The following is a 15,224-nucleotide window of genomic DNA, read 5'->3' on the forward strand; positions in this document are numbered from 1 at the left end:
AACCCGGAAAAAGAACAGCGCGACGGCCATTATCGACCGTCGCGCCGTCCCCGTTCGACGGGGCAATCTGCGGGGGGATACCCCGCTATCCCTTGGTTTTTGGCGGGTTCTTCCGCTTCCATTCCGCCAGCCAGATGCCGCCCGCCTCGGCCTCGGCCGCCTGGATCAGCACCAGCGTGGTGCGGTCCCAGGGCACCCCGTACCCATCGGCCAGGACGCGCAACTGTGCCCAGTCCAGGCCGATCGGTGGGCCTCCCAAAGCGGGATACCGCCACAGCCGTTCCGCCGCGATGAACAACTCGAAGACCGGCCACACCCCGGCCCACACCCGCACGATGTCCGGCGCCTCCTCCCTCGCCGCCTCGGCGACCGGCTCCGCGCCGGTCAGCTCCGCCCAGTCGCCCACCGTGGGGTTGGGCGAGACCGCCCGCCGCCGCTGGGGGGAGGAAGCGTCCGCCCCAGCCCAGCGACGGACGGCCGCGATCAGTTTCCCCGCTTCGGATCCCCGTTCAGCACGAGCAGGAAGGCCGTCCACAGCGCGGCGCGCACGGCGCGGTACTGGCACAGCCGGCCGATCAGGTCGGGCGAAAACTCACAGGGCGTGCCGTCCTTCTCGGCGAAACCGTGCCCCTCCGGCAGGTCGACGACGAACGCCTTGAGCTGTTCGGCCTGCTGAAGCCGCAGCTCGCGCCGCAGCTCGGTCAGCCGGCGTTCGGCGGCGGCGCGCTCGGCGTCGTCGGTCGCTTCGCTGCGCTCCCGCTCCACGTCGGCGATGCGTTTGACCTGCGCCTCGTTGTGGCGCTGGACCTGCTCGGAGACGTCGTCCAGCTCGTCCTCGGTGGGCACGCGGAAGGTGACGTAGGCGGTGCGGGTGACGAAGCCCTGCTGCGACTTGCCGCCGCCGGTCCGCGCCGAGGTCGGCTGCTGGATGTGGACCGGGCTGGTGACGGTCAGATCATCGTCGAGAACGAAGACGGGTTTGCTCATGGAAAGGGATCCTCTGTTTCGGGATTACGCGGCGGCGGCCGAGGCGAAGATCGTCCAGTCGGTACCCTCGGTCAGGGGCACCGCCTTGCCGGACAGGTCGAAGACGAAATCCTTCTTGCTCTCGCCGGGCTTCGGCGGGTCGAGCTGCCAGCGGTCGGCGCGGATCACCACCGCGTCGCCGGCGTCGACGCCGTGCTGAAGCACGAACGTCCCGAAAGCGCGGCTGACGCAGAGGGCGAAGAAGTCGATCGACGCCATGGAGGGGGCTTCGATCTTGGCGGTGAGGCTGGCCTTGGCGTCGTTGATGCGGGCGCCCTTGCGGCCGACGCGCGAGACGTACTCGACGGTGTTGCCGGCGTCCCAGCCGAAGCTTTCCAAGACGACGTCCTGGCCGAAGAGGTTGGCCAGCGGCGTGTTCTCCGTCGACACGACCAGGGGGTCGGGCCACGCGGTGTAATCGGGCTCGATCTCCAGCACGAGCACCGGCGCCGCGTAATCGGCCGTCACCTCGATCTCGAAGTACGGGAAATCGTCGGCGGTCCCGCTGGCCTTGATGGTGCAGCGCCCGCCGAGCATGCGCCACCGCTGGACCTTGGCGGCGTCCTCCGGGTCCGGCAGGGTCAGAACCACTTCCAGGCTCTTGTGGCCGGCGCGGTCGCTCGACGGGCTGTAGGTGCAGCCGGCCGGCGTCAACGCGATGGTGAAGACGTCGCCGGCGGCGAAGTTGGTGCCGATCGCGCTGGGGGTGATGACCGCGCCGCCCGGCAGCTGGAAGGGCGAGGCCGTGGTCATGACGACGCCGGTTTCCGAATAGGCCGGGTCCGATCCCAGGGCGGGCGCCGCGACCGTGAAGGCGGCCACGCCGGTGCCGCCCGGCGTCGTGCAGGTCAGCGTCGCGGTGCGCGGGTGGACACCGCCATAGGCCGTGGTTCGGGCGTAGGCGAAGGCGCCGGTGCCGCTCGTCTTGACCGCCGTGGCGGCGATGGTGGCATTGGCCGTCGCGGCGACCTGCGCGCGGACCGCGCCGCCGGCGCGGGCGAAGATGTCCCAGCAGGGAATGCCGGCGGTGCCGGCGCCGACCAGGGCGACCTTGGCCGACAGCTTGGAGCGCTTGTTCAGCAGGATGGAGGCGTTCGCGCCGAAGAAAGGCTTCACATACGGAAGCTCCTTGATGTCGGCTTCCAGCGGCGTCCACGTCACGTCCCACAGGCGGATGGCGTTGGCGCCGGTCAGTGCCGCCGCGCCGTCGCCGAAGGCGGTCTCGACGTCGGCGAGAACGGCTTTATGGTCCCAGTGGACCGGGGAGCTGGGCAGGGTCGCCATGATGGCTTACTCCTCGCCGCCGGCGGTGCGGCGGCGCTTGGTGATGGGGGGCGCCTCGGCGGTGTCGCCGCCGATCGGCGCGTCGACGGTGGCGGGCGCCGGCTCCGGACTGGGGACGGCCGGCGCCGGGGTGACGGGGACCGGGCCGTGCGCCTGGTCGTGGACGATGGTGTCGATGGCGCGTTTCACGACGCCTCCCTGCTGTGAAGTTTCCACTCGGTGACGAAGCTGATGGTGCTGGCGACGCTGCCGGCCGCGCCGGCGCCGCCGAGCCCCTGAAGCTGGCTTTCGGTCAGCGCGAAGCCGGCGTAGCCGCTGGCGGGCGACCAGCCGGCAAGCGCCTGGATGACCCGCAGCTCCAGCGGCCAGACTGCGGCGCGGGCCAGGGCGCCCGAGGCGTCGCCGGCGTGCGACTGCACCAGCACGACGCCGAGGCCCTGCGTGATGTCGTGGCTGATGGTGCCGACGCGGCGCTGGAACTGCACGTTGAAGCCGGTGGCGATGACGAAGGCGGCCGGCAGACGCGGCGGCAGGCGGCGTTCCGCCACCAGCGTGGCGAAGTCGGTCTCGCCGGCGATGTCCGGCAGCTCGGCGGCCGGGATGCGGTCGCGCAGACGGTCCTGCACCGCCGACGCCAGATCGACCGGCACGAAGGCGCTCATGCCGCGCCCCGGATGCCGGCTGCCCCGGCCAGCCAGTCGCGGGCGATCACGCCCAGCTCGGCCATGCCGCCCTCCGACACGCCGAGGTAGGGCCGCGCCGGCATGGTGACGTCGTGCGCCTTGACGGTGTGGGTCTCGCTGTAGTTGGCCTTGGACTTCTTGGCAAAGCTCCAGTCCGCGAAGGTCCGGCTCGCCCGCCAGGACGCCTTCGACGTGTCGCCACGGTGGTGCCAATACATGGTCTGTTGCCGCTCCGGCATGTGGATGGCGCCGCCGAACTGGTGGATCGCCGCATAGACGACGTTGGTGCCGACCTCGAAGGCCGTGGGGCTGACGTGGCTGGCGATGGACTGGCGCAGGCGGGCGGTGTCGGTCAGCGTCTCGCCGTTCTCGGCGAGCGCACGGACCGAGGGCGGCCACGGATTGCCGTCCGGATCGGTCTGCGTTTCGAAACGGCGGGCGGTGTCGAACTCGACCTGCGCGGCCAGCGTCTCCATCAGGTCGGTCAGGTCGCGGCCGGCGGTCTCCAGTCCGCCGAGCAGCCGGCGCAGCTCGGCGTCGTCGATCCGGACCGAGGCGCCGGTCGGGTCCGCCATCACCAGTCCCGCAGGTTCTCGCGCCCGAAGGCGCGGGGCGCGGCGTCGACCTCGATGCCGGCCGGGGCGGCGGGCGCCGCCTCGACGCCGCCGACGTCCAGCTGGACGGTGCCGGCGGCGATGTCGCGCAGGGTCCGGATCGCAGCCTGACAGTCGGCCGTGATCTTCTCCGGCGCGGTGTCGACGTGCAGGGCGGCGACGGCCAGCCGGGCGGCGACGTCGGTCAGCAGCGGCGGCACGACCGTCAACGGCAGCGTGTAGCGGCCGGACAGATGACCGTCGATCACGCTGTCGGCCGAGGCGATCGCCTGCTCCAGCACCGTGTCGACGATGGCGCCGGTGTAGGGCGCCTCGCGGTCGGTCAGCTGGCGCAGCTTCGTCTCGGTGTAGCGCCGAACCAGATCGGCTTTGGTGACGTAGGGCACGGGCGGTCTCGCTGGATGGTTTGACGTGGCGACGGGGATCGGCGATCCCCGCCCACCTCATGAGGGCGATGTCAGCCGGACGCGCCGCCCTTGCCCCGGCCGGTCTTCGCCGGGGCGGCGCCATCCTCGGACACCGACCCGGCTTCCTGCTCCGGCAGCGGGTCGACCTCGATCACGACCAGCTGGGGTTCCCGCTTCAGCGTCCAGTAATCCTCCATGCCGAAGGTGCCGGCCGGATGGCGGACCTGCTGCGCCGGATGGTGGATGCCGCAGCGGCGGAAGCCTTCCGCCGGCCGGGCGACGATGATCAGATCCTGCTTCTTCTCTTCCATGCTTCCGCTCCTTCAGCCCAGCCAGGGCACGACAACGAGTTCGGCCGAGCCGGCCCAGACGTTGCTGCCGCCGCCGGTTTCGGTGACGGCCTTCAGCACTGCCCTGGCCTTGCCCTCGTTGCTCGGGCCGCAGACCAGATGAGTGCCGCTCGTGTCGAGGGGGTCGCCGCCGTCGCGGGTGAAAAGCCCCATCTTGGTGCGGGCATCTTCATAGGCGTCCTTGTCCAGCGGCGCCTTGGAGCCGAAGGCGAGCTGCCAGAACCCGAAGCCGACGTTGCAGCGCCCGGCCGTGCCGTAGCGATACTCGTTGCGATCGAAGACGACCTCGTCGGTATCGCCGTCCATGCGCGTGAAATCGAAGCTCTTGCGCGACTGGAAGACGATCGGCTTGACCGCCCGGCTCAGGTCCATCAGGAACCAGGGCGATCCGGAGCCGGCCTGCATGTTGCTGACCGACACCGTGCTGCCGTCCGCCGCCGTCACCGGATGGTCGGTGTCGAAGAAATACTGCCCGTCCCAGCAGCGGGTGAAGAAGCCGCCCTTCAGCAGCTCGAACACCAGCTTGTTGGGGAAGCGACCGCCGGACTGGCCCAGCTCGCTGATGAACGGCGTGTAGATGCCGTAGGAATCATCCTCGATCTTGTCGCGACCGATGCCGATGGTCAGTTCCCACGCCCTGTTGCGGATGCTGTAATCCGCCGTGTCGAGGGAATGGATGACGCGGGGGCCGACCCATTCGCGGATGCCGGGCAGGTCCTTCATCCAGCCGTAGTTTTCCGCCGCGTGGGTCGAGTTCACGACCATGGCGACGGTGCGGTAGGCGTCGGCGCCGGCCACGCTCCGCAGACCGCCCATGAAAGCGGTTTGAAAGCCCGTGAACAGGGCTTGAAGGTTCGGACGGGTCAGGTCCATGGAATGCGGCTCCTTACAGCTCGATCCAGACGCCGAGGGCGTCGACATTGCGGACGATGCCGGCGGCCGGCCGGGCGCCGCCGCCGTTGGTCTTGGCGACGGTCTGGTCGTCGACCGCGTAGACCGTCTTCCCGTAGTCCCCCAGCGTGATGGCATCGGCGCTGGGGGAGTTGGCGAAGCGGAAGACGCCGCGGTCGAACTCGACGCTGGTGGGTAGGCCGGCCAGCTCGGTCGAGGCGCGATGACGGGCGCAGCCAAGCATGGTGATGGACGCCTGCGGCCTCGCCGGCACCGCCAGCCCGGCCGAGGTCTGCCCGACCAGGGAGCCGGCGAAGACCGTGGTTGTCGGCGCCAGATCACGCGCCCCGTGGGTGAAGCCGTTGTTGGCCTTCGGCGTGTTGCGATCGTTGGAGAGCGCGACCATGGATCAGGCTCCCTTCCCGCTGGCGGCCAAGGTCGCCTTGAAGGCGTCCTCGGTCAGGCCCATGGCGGCGCAGACCGCCTTCTGCTCGGCGGTCAGACCGCCGGACTTGACGTCCTGGCGGGCCTGCTCGCCCGGCGTCAGCACCGGCACGGCGCTGCCGGCCAGCCGGTCGAACAGCGGCTTGTCGGCCGCCGCAAGCGCCAGCAGCTCGGCGCGCTGGGCGGGAACGAACTTGCCGGCGGCGATGGCGGCGTCGACCTCGTCGGCGATCTTGTCCCCCTCCAGCGTCTTCAGCCGGCTGGACAGGGTGGCGACCTGCGTCTCCAGCACGGTGGCGGCGGTGGCGTTCGTCTTCAGCGTCGTGACGGCGGCGACCAGCTCGGCCGGGGTGGCCGTCGCGGCCAGACCGGCGGCCGAGGCGATGGCCGGCAGCTGATCGGCGGTCGCCTTCAGGCTGGTGACGGCGGCGGCCAGCTGCTCGGCGGTGGCGCCGGCGGCGAGGCCGACGGCGGCGCACAGCGCGGTGGCCGGGCCGGTGCCGGCCTTCAGGGTGGTGACGGTGGCGATGGCGGTGGACTGGTCGGCCGACTTGGGCAAGCCAAGAGCCTCCAGCAACGCCACGAGAAACGGATCCATGCGATCTCCGTGGGCATGAGCGAGGGCGGTGAGCTGCGGCAGCGCCGGCCGGTTGACCAGGGCGGCGCCGATGATGCGGGTGATGGCGCGGTCCTTCTCGGCGTAGAGGAAGGACGGCGAGAGGAAGCGGTACTCCTTGGACGCGATGGCGCGGGCGCCGGCCTCGGTCCACTCGACGTCGGCCCAGACCTCACCGTAGGCGTTGACCTCCAGACCGGTGATCCAGCCGGCCGCCGGGGCGGGACCGCCCTTGGGCGCGGCCAGATCGGCGGCGTGGTCGTAGTCGATCGCCAACAGCCCGTGGGGGGCGGCGGCGAGCGAGGCCCGCACCACGGCGGCGGCGTCGGTCAGCGTCCACGACGCGCGACCGTCGGATGGTTTGACGGTGCCGGCCGGCAACAGCTGGATGCGGCGCGGCGGCGTGCCGGCCGTCGTCAGATCCGTCAGGCCGGCGCAGGTCGCGACGGTTTCGCCCGCCAGGCCGGCGGTGCAAAGGGCCGGCGCCGGCACCGCGAGGGCACCGGCGCCGTAGGGGGAGAAGGAAGGGCGCGTCGTCGTCATGCCGCCAGTTTGGCGACTTGGCGCGCGTCCGTATCCGGGACGAGTTGCGGGGGGATTTTCCGGCACTTTGGAGGTGGCGGCGCCCAGACGGGGCACCTCGCCCGGCGGGATGGCCTCACGCCGCCCGTTTAAACAGGTTTTTAAACCGGTTCGGGGGGCGGCGGCCCCGGACGTGCGTCGCAGACGGCAAAACGCATGGGCGGGCGTTTGGCGGGCTGGACGCGATGGGGGCGTCCGCTTATGTAAGAGAGGAGCCTGTGATCATGACAACCGGGAAACCGCCGGTCCGGTTGGGTGGATGGGAAACCGTCGATCCTCACGGGGAAAGTGGCGTGCCCCCTTGGTCACAGGCTCCTTGATCACGCCTTCCCGTCGACCCGGACATAGCGGGCGTCGCGCTCGATGTCGGCGGGCGCCACCAGTCCGCCGGTGACGACGAAGTTGCCACGCACCGAGGCGCGGTTCGGCGTCTTGGTGGCGAAGTTGACCCGCACCACGATCTTGCCCAGCTTGCCGTCGCGGCCCGGCGGGTCGAAGACATAGAGCAGCGCCGGGTTCAGATGGTCGAAATAGACGGCGGCCGGCTCGGCCAGGATGGTGGGCAGGCGCTTGACGTCGGCCGGGAGCAGGCGTTGCGCCTCCTTCTTGGCGTCGCGCAGCAGGTGCGACAGGCCCTTGTCCGACACCATCAGGGCGCCGCTGTCCGGCATCAGCTCGGGCTTGTTGTCCGCCAGCCAGCGGACGATGGGCGGGGACAGGGTGCCGACCGGCCGCATGTCGCCACGCGGACGGGCCAGATCGAGGGTATCGACCCACCGGGCGAACTCCGGTTGGATTTGCCGGGCCAGCGTCGGCGGGTCGGCCACCTCGGCCGCCAGCTCGGGCGGCAGCTCTGCCATCTTCTCCAACAGCTGGCGCGCGCTGGACGCGGTGCGGGCGGCCTTGCCCTTGTGGTAGGCGAAGCCGGGATCGACGCCGGCCGGCACCTCGACCGTCTCTCCGGTGCGGCGGTTGAGCCACGGGCGCGGGTCGAGCGGCGGCGGGTTTGCCGTCACGGTCCAGCCGGCCCGCTCCAGATCGCGGACCGAGAGCTGCTGCACCGTGCAGCGGCAGCCCCAGCCGCAGGGCGGGCTGTGGGTGTCCCACCAAGCGTGGCCGACCGGCAGGATGGTGCCGTTCCAGGCCAGGTGGTCCGGCCGGGTCCGGTCATCCTTGACGGCGACGTAGCGGAGGTACGGCCGGGCCGGCGCCAGCCGTTCGATCCGCTCCCACTGGCCGGCCGCCATCGCCATGCGGACGTTGGTGTCGAAGATGGTGCGCAGCCGGCGCGGGCTGCCGAGCTGGACCGCCTTCTCCTCTCCGGTCAGCGGATCCGTCTCGACCGACTGTCCCCACCAGCCGCGCGCCTGAAGCATCGGCTCCAGTCCCTTGCGCCACTGGTCGAAGCTCTGCCCCTCCTTCAACGCCGTCACCAGCGAGGCATGGACGTCGGCCAGCAGGTCGACCTGCATCATCTTGGCGACGGTGAAGGAGACGGCGTGTTCCGCCTCCCACACGTCCTGCCACGCGAAGCCGACCCGGTGGCCCTTGGCTTCCAGGAAGCGGATCGCCTGTTCAGGCGGCAGGGGTGTGAGAGACGGAGCGGGCATGAGCTGCTACTTGGCTAGGGCTGTACGGATGCGGGACGCTGCGGTTTCAAAGATGGCCGGTGACTGTTCGATGCCGATGAAGCGGCGGCCGGACTGGATGGCCGCGACACCGGTGGTGCCCGACCCCATGAAGGGGTCGAGAATGACGTCGCCGGGCTGGGTGATCCGTAACAGGTCGGCCATGAGCGCCGTTGGCTTGCCGGCCATGTGATGCTTGTCCGCCGCCCGCACGGGGTGGCGGAAAACACCCGGAAGACAGGGGGCGTCAGGGCCGGGCCGGTGCGGTCCGTGGCTGGCCCACAACAGGTATTCGGCTTGATGCCGAAACCGCCCCTTGTCGGGCCGGCTCCCTTCCGTCTTGTCCCACACGACCGTGCCACGCCAGACCAAACCGGCGGCCTGGATGGCGTCGCTGGTCGCGGGTGCCTGACGCCAGTCGGTGAAGGTGGCAAACACCCCGCCCGGCTTGAGCAGCCCATAGCAGAACGATGCCCAGAGCGTGAACCAGTAGGCGTAACCGCGCTGGTCTCGGTTGTCGCCCAGGAAGTCGGGATAGCGGCCTGCCTTCTTGTCACCGAAGATGTATTTCTGGCTCGTGATGCCCATTCGAGCGCCACGGGATTGGCCGCCGCTGGAGTAGGGTGGATCGGTGAAGACGTGATCGACGGAGCCGGCTTCCAAGGTCGGAAGAACATGCAGGACGTCGCCACGAAACAACACCGCCGTTCCATCGCCAAGGGTGATAGGGGCGAAACGATCAATCGCAATGTCCACGAACTCTCTCTATCGAGTCGGGCGCTCTCGGGCGCTCGGGTAGGGGGTTCATGACCCTCACATGATTCATGGTGCCGCAACGCGGACACTTGATTTCGAGCATTTCTGCGGTCCCGCGCGCCAAAAGCCGGCGGCAGGATCCACAACGGATTTCCTCCATGGGTCGGATTGCCTATGGTGCCCGCCCCCAGCTGGGGAAGCGGGACGGCCGTGAGACGGCCTATTGCGGTCGTGCGAGGCGCTCCCTCGCGGTTCGGGCTGTTGACGCAGCCCGACCCCCGCCGGCCGCCCGGCTGAGGGTATTTCAAAGCTTGGACAGGCTCAGCCGGCATCACTGCCTACCGCCCCCGCCTTGGCCGCAACCCGTGCCATGAACTGACCGCGCGAAAGAGCGTCGGACAGCACGCCGGTGTGATCGGCGCCGGCGACGTCGACCAAGCGGGCGACGAAATCCTCGGCGCTGGTCGCGCCCTCGGCCGCCGCCAGCACGGCGGTCACCAAGGGAGCGGCCAAAGGCCGCCAGTCGGCCAGCAGCTCGTCGACCATGCCGTCAACCGCGTCGGGACTATGGGCGCCATGGGAGGCCAGTGCGGGGGCGTCACCAGCTGGCGCCGGATCGGCCGGTGGCTCCGGCGGCGTCCCTGAAGACGGCGGGGCCGGAGCGCCCAGCAACTCGTCTTTCGGATCGGGATCCGCAAAGCCGAACCGGTCGCGCACCTCGGAGGCCGACACCTTCAGCCCCAGCGGCACCAGCCCCTTCAGGGCGTCGAGCTGGAGCTTCAGATCCTTGGTGTCGGGACGGCCGATCCGGATCGTCGGGTAGGCGTCGCGATGCCCCAGATTGAGGATCACGGCCGGCACGACCAGATCGCGCTTCAGCGTCACCATCAGCTGGCGCGCGTCGGCGCGCTCGATGTCCTCCTGGACCTGCCGGTGTTCCTGGCCGACCGCGTGCCCGCCGGCGATCGCGTCGGTGGTGGCGGTCTGACCGAGCACCAGCTTCGACGTCTGCCGCTCGAAGAACTCCACCAAGCCCTGGAACACGGCGGCGTTGGCGGCGGCCTTGCTCGCCTCGACGAACTCCAAATTCATCGACTGGGGGATGATGGCGGCGGCATCGGCCGCGATGTTCCGCACCGCGCGCAGCAGCGCCGCCATGTCCTCCTTCGACGCACCCGGCCCGTAGCGACCGACGCGGATCGGCTGCCCGTACGTCTCCACGAAGGACAGCCAGTCCTTGGTGCCGAAGCTGGTGAACAGCCACGCCCAGCAGGCCGGCCGGGCGAGGCCGCCCCGGATCGGGACACCGGATTTCGTCCGGGGCTTATGGACGATATACTTGAAAGGGTCGAGGTCGCGGCCCTCAGCGTAACCCGGCTCGCGCAGGCGCAGGGTGGTGCCGTCCGTCCGGTTGAACTGGAACCATCGCGGATCACGCCAGACGATGCCGGCCGGGAGCCAGGGCTGCCGGCTCATGTCCCAGACGATCTCGGCGACCGAGAAGCCCTTGCCGATGCCGTCGAGCAGGTCGTAGAGCACGTCGGCGAAAGCATCGTCGGCGATCACCAGACGAATCAGGTCGGCCGCCTCGATGTCCTCGGGCTTGTCGCTGGCCGCCTCCACCGTCACGTCGAGCTGGGAGACGGACAGGCGCCGGGTTCCCAGAACGGACCGGTAATGGATGAACTTCTCCTCGATCTCCTCGGCAAGCGCCAGATAGGCGGACGGGTCGCCCTGCTCGGCCTCCAACAGGATGGAGCCGAGACGGCGTGGCGTCAGACCTTGCGACGGATGCTCAGCCAGGACGCTGCGGACGCCGGTGACGGTCGGGGCGGACAGCTCTTCCGCCAGCACCTCGCGGACGATCGGCTTGCCGGTGACGGGATCGAGGATCGGGGACGTGATGCGGATGGTCGCCATGGGTCAGTATCCTCCGGCGCCGAAGCCTTGGCCCCGGTCGTCGTCGTCGGTGAAGTCGGGCATATCGTGGCGGCGGTTGGCCTCGGCGCTGCGGGCCGGCTCGTAGCCGTAGCTCTGCGCCGGCAAGCGGCTGGCGTAATGCGCCAGGACGGCGGCGATGCCGGCGTCGCCGTGGCGCTTGTAACCGTCCGTGCCGGTGGTACGCGCCTGATGGCGCTTCAACTGGGCGACGCCGTCGCGCATTTCGAACTGGCCGAAGTCGACCAGGATGTCGGCGTCCTTCGCCAGCAGCATGGCGGCGCCTTCCAGCGCTGCCTTGAAGGGCGGCATGTTGACCCGGTACCACTCGGTCGAGAACTTGACCTCCTCGACCCGGTCCGGCCCGAAGAGCTGGCGCATGCGCTCGGCGAGGCTGGCGCCGTTGCCGCCGGCGTCGATCGCCGCCTTCACCAGACGTGGCATCCGGTCCAGCACGTAGCGGACGATCAGCTTCTGTTCTTCGTCGGGGACGTTGCGCAACTCGAACACGAAGGCGGTGCGCAGGGTCAGGTCGGACATGATCTGCGCCGGCCAGCCGACCGAGGCGTCGCGCAACCGGGCGTAATCGTGGCCGTAGACCGACTGACGGGTCGGGTCGAGACGGTCGAGCAGCGGCTTCAGATGCTCCTCGCACCACGCCAGGGCGACGGCGGTGCGGGCATAGTCCGGCAGGTCGACGAAGCCGGGTTCGCACTCCCAGCGCAACACCGGGATCTCGGCCGACATGCGGGCCACGACCAGGTCACGCGGCAGCCAGGTCCCACCCTTGTTTTTCGGGATGACCCGCAGTTCCTCGTCGGCCGCGTCGCCGTAGCTGGCGTAGATGCCAGCCGCCCAGGCGTCCTCGGCCTCCTGGCTCCAGTCGTCGCCCTTGACCAAGCAGATGCGCCGGAACAGCCCGTCCTTCAGGGCGTCGTCGAAGGTGACGCGCAGGACGGGATACGGCTTCTTGCCGGCCCGGCAAGCGTCGATCAACTGATTGAAGGGATGGGCGGTGCCGTTGTGCGTGCTGATGACGGCGACCTTGCCGCCCCAGATCAGCAGCGCCATCGCCGCCTTCAGCAGCTCGTCCAGATCGTCGTGGAAGGCGGCTTCGTCGATGATCACATAGCCCTGCCGGCCGCGCAGGGAGCGCGGGCGCGAGGCCAGGGCGACGATCTCGAAGCCGCTGGCGAAGCTGATGCGGAATGCCTTGATGCCGTCGTCGGACCCGTCGTCGAACAGCTCCTCCGACATCGCCGAACACGCCTTGTCGAACAGCCGCGCCCAGGCGCCGCAGGTGTCGATGAACTCCCGCGCCATGTCGAGGTTGTAGCCGATGTAGAGCGTGTCCATGCCCTTCGCGGCCTTCCCGGCCGCGCTGGTCAGGACGGCGTCGGCGGCGATCGCCCAGGTGTAGCCGATGCGGCGGCTCTTCTCGACGACGACGACGGGGAAGAGCGCCGTCGTCTCCAGCAGATGCTTCTGGTAGGCCAGAAGCAGGTCCATGGGCGGACCGCCGTTGTGGCCGAGAGACGGGATCTCGGCGGGCAGGCGTCCGAAATCCTCGGCGGCGGGGCGGGGTTTCATGGCGCCTTCCGGATGCCGAGAAAGTCCTTCTTGATGTCGGCGATGGTGTCGGCCGACAGCCCCTTGCGCTTGGCGGTGGCCTCCATGGCGGCGATGGCGCGCTTGTCCGCCTCGGTCTGGAGACGGAGGATCAGCTCGGCGTCCGTCTTGCGGGCACTGGCGAGCTTCTGAATGGAGGAGGTCAGGAACATGACCTGCTCGGGATCGAAGGTGACCGGGCCGCCTTCCTCGCCATCCTCGCCGGCGCCGGTCAGCAGGTTCATGATCAGCGCGTGCCCCAGCTCGATGTTGAGCCGGGCGACCTTGGTGTCGGGTTCGTCGCCGAGCTGGCGCACCAAGCCCTCGGCCATGGCGCGGGACTGGCGCAGGCGTTCGCCGATCTTGTCCATCCCCTGCACGTAGCGGCCGACCGCCGACCGGGAGACGTCGACGTCGTGGCGGCCCTCGGCGCGCAGGGCTTGGAGCTTGGACAGCAGCTCGTCGATCGTCCAGCCATCCTCGCGCAGGCGGCCAAGCTCCTCACGGATTTCCTTCGGCAGGCGGTCGAGGGTCGAACGGGGGGCCATGGGTCAGCCCAGCGACGGCAGCTTGACGCCGGGCAGCGGCGGGCCGAGACGACGCAGATGGTTCTCGCCGTTGGTGCGCAGCGTCGCCACCAGCACCGGGCCGACCTGCTCGGTGGCGACGGCGTCCAGACTGGCGAGATAGGCAATCTGCTGCGTCACCTGCTCGCGGGTGACATGATGACCCAGCGCGTTGACGGCGGTCTGGATGATGGAGGCGTTGCCCCGGTTGCCCGGCGCCTCGGACAGGACGCGCAGGATACAGAGGCGCAGGTCTTCGGTCAGGTGGGCCTGGAAGCTCATCACACTTTGGCCTTCAGCAGGAAGTCTTCGATCCGGGTCACGCTGGCCGCGATGCGGTTGAGCAACTGCTGTTGCGCCTCGCTCTGGCCTTTGAGGGTGGCGAACTCGCCGCGCATCTTGGCGAAGTCGTCGGCGGTGGGCAGGTGCGTGAGGTCGCGTTCGATCAACGCGACGCGGGTGCCCAGCGCGTCATGGTCGGAGCGCGAGACGTAGCCCGTGCGCAACGACCAGACGATCCAGGCCAGCACGGTGTTGAACACCAGCGCCGCCGCCCAACCCCATTTCGTCACCGCTTCCATTGCTTACGCTCCCGTTCCAGTCGTTCTTCGCAGTCCACGCACCGCGTCGCGGCGCGGTAGGCGTCGCGGCGCCCCTGTGGGATGGCCGCGTCGCATTCGATGCAGGTGGCGGTTCCTGCCCGCGCCAGCCGGCCACGGACGGCGGTGATCGCCACCGCCGTGTCGTGGGCGCTGCGCGCCTCGCCTTCGTCGCCGAAGTCCACGTCAGCCCAGCGGCGGCGTGGGGGCGGTCGGGTCGAGCGGGGCGACCAGATCGAGCCGGCCGGTCAGGCGCTCCTTCAGCCCCTCGGCGTCGATGCGCAGATCCTTCAGCAGGGCGGGCATCTTCGGCAGCAGGTAGCCGGCCGCGACCGCCACCAGTTCGGACCGCGTCGAGAAATCGGTCAGCGGGCTGCCCTTCATCAGGGCTTTTTCACGGGCGTACATCAGGGCGTAGGTCATGCCCTGTTCCAGCCGCTCGACCAGCAGGCTTTCCCGCCGGACGTGCAGCAGGTCGGCGCCGCGCTTGATCGCCCAGGCCAGCAGGGTGCTGATGCCGAGGAAGGCATAGTCGAGAAGGGCCGAATACAGCTCCTTCGGCAGCGCCACGCTGTAGACGTCGGCGGCCAGGGCGGCGCGGTTGGCGAGAACGAACAGGGCGGCGACGGCGCAGAGCGTCCATCCGATGATGCGCAAGATCGGGATCCTTACAGGTGCGGCGCGACGAGACGATTGAAGCGGGCGACGAACTCTTCCGGCCGGCCCTTGCCCTTCGGCGTGTTGTAGACCTGCTTCCAGACGCGGGCGTGCCCCTCGATGTCGCCGGGGGCGGCGAGGCGGACGGGCGAGCGGTAGTAGATCAGCCGGGCCACAGCCGTGGCGTAGGCGAGGTTCGTGCACAGCTGCACGGCCGGTGACGGCCAGGAGGCGGCGAGGCCGGACAGGCGCGCGGCCAGCGTCGGGCGGAAGCGGAGGAAATTGGTGTGGAGGTCGTCGAGAGTGGCCGGCTCGATCTGGTACAGGCCATAGGCCGGGCCGAGCTGGCGATCACCGGCGCCGGTGATCTGGTCGAGGGCACGGAAGCCGCTCTCGACGGCGGCGGTGCCGAGAAGGAGTTCGACGGCGGCCTCACTGTCGAGGCCGGGGACGTCGGGGCCGCTGATGGCGGAGAGGGTCGGCCGCACGACGAACAGGGCGAGGTGGCGGACCGAGAGGCCGGAAGGCGCGGGGGGGTTGTCCATACCCCCTAGTTTCGAGCATCGCGCCCGAAG

22 protein-coding genes are annotated in these 15,224 nt (G+C 69.7%); all 22 read right to left on the reverse strand.

Features of this window, described 5'->3' with window-relative positions; genetic code table 11:
* Positions 1–85: 85 nt before the first annotated feature.
* On the reverse strand, positions 86–406 hold the full coding sequence (locus JN22_RS31830) for a DUF1799 domain-containing protein (RefSeq protein ID WP_179166327.1): 321 nt from the start codon (positions 404–406) through the stop codon (positions 86–88).
* A gap of 77 nt (positions 407–483) precedes the next feature.
* The gene (locus JN22_RS31835; RefSeq protein ID WP_085557907.1) at positions 484–987 is read right to left on the reverse strand and encodes a hypothetical protein; all 504 of its coding nucleotides are present in this window, start codon (positions 985–987) and stop codon (positions 484–486) included.
* A gap of 24 nt (positions 988–1,011) precedes the next feature.
* Complete coding sequence (locus JN22_RS31840) at positions 1,012–2,310, reverse strand: hypothetical protein (protein ID WP_085557908.1); 1,299 nt, start codon at positions 2,308–2,310, stop codon at positions 1,012–1,014.
* A gap of 6 nt (positions 2,311–2,316) precedes the next feature.
* Positions 2,317–2,499, reverse strand: coding sequence for a hypothetical protein (locus JN22_RS31845; protein ID WP_085557909.1), 183 nt, complete (start codon positions 2,497–2,499; stop codon positions 2,317–2,319).
* Positions 2,496–2,972, reverse strand: coding sequence for a phage tail terminator protein (locus JN22_RS31850; protein ID WP_085557910.1), 477 nt, complete (start codon positions 2,970–2,972; stop codon positions 2,496–2,498). The genes JN22_RS31845 and JN22_RS31850 overlap by 4 nt, the downstream gene beginning before the upstream one ends.
* Positions 2,969–3,568, reverse strand: coding sequence for a phage virion morphogenesis protein (locus JN22_RS31855; protein WP_085557911.1), 600 nt, complete (start codon positions 3,566–3,568; stop codon positions 2,969–2,971). Before JN22_RS31855 ends, JN22_RS31850 begins: the two co-directional genes overlap by 4 nt.
* Positions 3,568–3,993, reverse strand: coding sequence for a gp436 family protein (locus JN22_RS31860; protein WP_143268964.1), 426 nt, complete (start codon positions 3,991–3,993; stop codon positions 3,568–3,570). The genes JN22_RS31855 and JN22_RS31860 overlap by 1 nt, the downstream gene beginning before the upstream one ends.
* Positions 3,994–4,064: 71 nt before the next feature.
* Positions 4,065–4,325, reverse strand: coding sequence for an HI1506-related protein (locus tag JN22_RS31865; protein WP_085557913.1), 261 nt, complete (start codon positions 4,323–4,325; stop codon positions 4,065–4,067).
* 12 nt (positions 4,326–4,337) lie between these two features.
* Positions 4,338–5,237, reverse strand: coding sequence for a Mu-like prophage major head subunit gpT family protein (locus JN22_RS31870; protein ID WP_179166328.1), 900 nt, complete (start codon positions 5,235–5,237; stop codon positions 4,338–4,340).
* A 13-nt stretch (positions 5,238–5,250) separates the two neighbouring features.
* Positions 5,251–5,661 (reverse strand): hypothetical protein, encoded by a 411-nt coding sequence (locus JN22_RS31875; protein ID WP_179166329.1) that lies wholly within the window; start codon positions 5,659–5,661, stop codon positions 5,251–5,253.
* A gap of 3 nt (positions 5,662–5,664) precedes the next feature.
* Entirely contained in the window at positions 5,665–6,858 is a 1,194-nt protein-coding gene (locus tag JN22_RS31880) for a phage protease (RefSeq protein ID WP_085557915.1), read from the reverse strand.
* 359 nt (positions 6,859–7,217) lie between these two features.
* Positions 7,218–8,507, reverse strand: coding sequence for a phage minor head protein (locus JN22_RS31885; protein ID WP_085557916.1), 1,290 nt, complete (start codon positions 8,505–8,507; stop codon positions 7,218–7,220).
* 6 nt (positions 8,508–8,513) lie between these two features.
* The gene (locus tag JN22_RS31890; protein WP_211099725.1) at positions 8,514–9,281 is read right to left on the reverse strand and encodes a DNA-methyltransferase; all 768 of its coding nucleotides are present in this window, start codon (positions 9,279–9,281) and stop codon (positions 8,514–8,516) included.
* Complete coding sequence (locus JN22_RS35420) at positions 9,265–9,441, reverse strand: zinc finger domain-containing protein (RefSeq protein WP_085557918.1); 177 nt, start codon at positions 9,439–9,441, stop codon at positions 9,265–9,267. Before JN22_RS35420 ends, JN22_RS31890 begins: the two co-directional genes overlap by 17 nt.
* A 161-nt stretch (positions 9,442–9,602) precedes the next feature.
* A complete protein-coding gene (locus tag JN22_RS31900; protein WP_085557919.1) occupies positions 9,603–11,201 on the reverse strand; it encodes a DUF935 domain-containing protein in 1,599 nt (532 codons plus the stop codon).
* 3 nt (positions 11,202–11,204) lie between these two features.
* Complete coding sequence (locus tag JN22_RS31905) at positions 11,205–12,809, reverse strand: hypothetical protein (RefSeq protein WP_085557920.1); 1,605 nt, start codon at positions 12,807–12,809, stop codon at positions 11,205–11,207.
* Positions 12,806–13,375, reverse strand: a complete 570-nt coding sequence (locus JN22_RS31910; protein WP_085557921.1) for a DUF3486 family protein — start codon at positions 13,373–13,375, stop codon at positions 12,806–12,808. Before JN22_RS31910 ends, JN22_RS31905 begins: the two co-directional genes overlap by 4 nt.
* 3 nt (positions 13,376–13,378) lie before the next feature.
* Positions 13,379–13,675 carry a VpaChn25_0724 family phage protein gene (locus tag JN22_RS31915; RefSeq protein ID WP_085557922.1) on the reverse strand — a complete coding sequence of 99 codons (297 nt, stop codon included), beginning with the start codon at positions 13,673–13,675 and terminating at the stop codon, positions 13,379–13,381.
* On the reverse strand, positions 13,675–13,974 hold the full coding sequence (locus JN22_RS31920) for a DUF2730 family protein (protein WP_085557923.1): 300 nt from the start codon (positions 13,972–13,974) through the stop codon (positions 13,675–13,677). The genes JN22_RS31915 and JN22_RS31920 overlap by 1 nt, the downstream gene beginning before the upstream one ends.
* Positions 13,962–14,177: a TraR/DksA C4-type zinc finger protein gene (locus JN22_RS31925; protein WP_085557924.1), complete on the reverse strand. Its 216-nt coding sequence runs from the start codon at positions 14,175–14,177 to the stop codon at positions 13,962–13,964. The genes JN22_RS31920 and JN22_RS31925 overlap by 13 nt, the downstream gene beginning before the upstream one ends.
* A gap of 1 nt (position 14,178) precedes the next feature.
* Positions 14,179–14,649 (reverse strand): hypothetical protein, encoded by a 471-nt coding sequence (locus JN22_RS31930; RefSeq protein WP_085557925.1) that lies wholly within the window; start codon positions 14,647–14,649, stop codon positions 14,179–14,181.
* 11 nt (positions 14,650–14,660) lie between these two features.
* The gene (locus tag JN22_RS31935; RefSeq protein ID WP_085557926.1) at positions 14,661–15,194 is read right to left on the reverse strand and encodes a hypothetical protein; all 534 of its coding nucleotides are present in this window, start codon (positions 15,192–15,194) and stop codon (positions 14,661–14,663) included.
* Between the last annotated feature and the right edge of the window lie 30 nt (positions 15,195–15,224).

Source organism: Azospirillum agricola, from assembly GCF_020005195.1.
Taxonomy (GTDB): Bacteria; Pseudomonadota; Alphaproteobacteria; order Azospirillales; family Azospirillaceae; genus Azospirillum; species Azospirillum agricola.

Coding starts and splice junctions, on each gene's coding strand:
- JN22_RS31865 (WP_085557913.1), bottom strand. CDS start 4,325: ATGGAAGAGAAGAAGCAGGATCTGATCATCGTCGCCCGGCCGGCGGAA.
- JN22_RS31870 (WP_179166328.1), bottom strand. CDS start 5,237: ATGGACCTGACCCGTCCGAACCTTCAAGCCCTGTTCACGGGCTTTCAA.
- JN22_RS31910 (WP_085557921.1), bottom strand. CDS start 13,375: ATGGCCCCCCGTTCGACCCTCGACCGCCTGCCGAAGGAAATCCGTGAG.
- JN22_RS35420 (WP_085557918.1), bottom strand. CDS start 9,441: ATGGAGGAAATCCGTTGTGGATCCTGCCGCCGGCTTTTGGCGCGCGGG.
- JN22_RS31935 (WP_085557926.1), bottom strand. CDS start 15,194: ATGGACAACCCCCCCGCGCCTTCCGGCCTCTCGGTCCGCCACCTCGCC.
- JN22_RS31920 (WP_085557923.1), bottom strand. CDS start 13,974: ATGGAAGCGGTGACGAAATGGGGTTGGGCGGCGGCGCTGGTGTTCAAC.
- JN22_RS31900 (WP_085557919.1), bottom strand. CDS start 11,201: ATGGCGACCATCCGCATCACGTCCCCGATCCTCGATCCCGTCACCGGC.
- JN22_RS31875 (WP_179166329.1), bottom strand. CDS start 5,661: ATGGTCGCGCTCTCCAACGATCGCAACACGCCGAAGGCCAACAACGGC.
- JN22_RS31840 (WP_085557908.1), bottom strand. CDS start 2,310: ATGGCGACCCTGCCCAGCTCCCCGGTCCACTGGGACCATAAAGCCGTT.
- JN22_RS31855 (WP_085557911.1), bottom strand. CDS start 3,568: ATGGCGGACCCGACCGGCGCCTCGGTCCGGATCGACGACGCCGAGCTG.
- JN22_RS31915 (WP_085557922.1), bottom strand. CDS start 13,675: ATGAGCTTCCAGGCCCACCTGACCGAAGACCTGCGCCTCTGTATCCTG.
- JN22_RS31850 (WP_085557910.1), bottom strand. CDS start 2,972: ATGAGCGCCTTCGTGCCGGTCGATCTGGCGTCGGCGGTGCAGGACCGT.
- JN22_RS31880 (WP_085557915.1), bottom strand. CDS start 6,858: ATGACGACGACGCGCCCTTCCTTCTCCCCCTACGGCGCCGGTGCCCTC.
- JN22_RS31835 (WP_085557907.1), bottom strand. CDS start 987: ATGAGCAAACCCGTCTTCGTTCTCGACGATGATCTGACCGTCACCAGC.
- JN22_RS31905 (WP_085557920.1), bottom strand. CDS start 12,809: ATGAAACCCCGCCCCGCCGCCGAGGATTTCGGACGCCTGCCCGCCGAG.
- JN22_RS31885 (WP_085557916.1), bottom strand. CDS start 8,507: ATGCCCGCTCCGTCTCTCACACCCCTGCCGCCTGAACAGGCGATCCGC.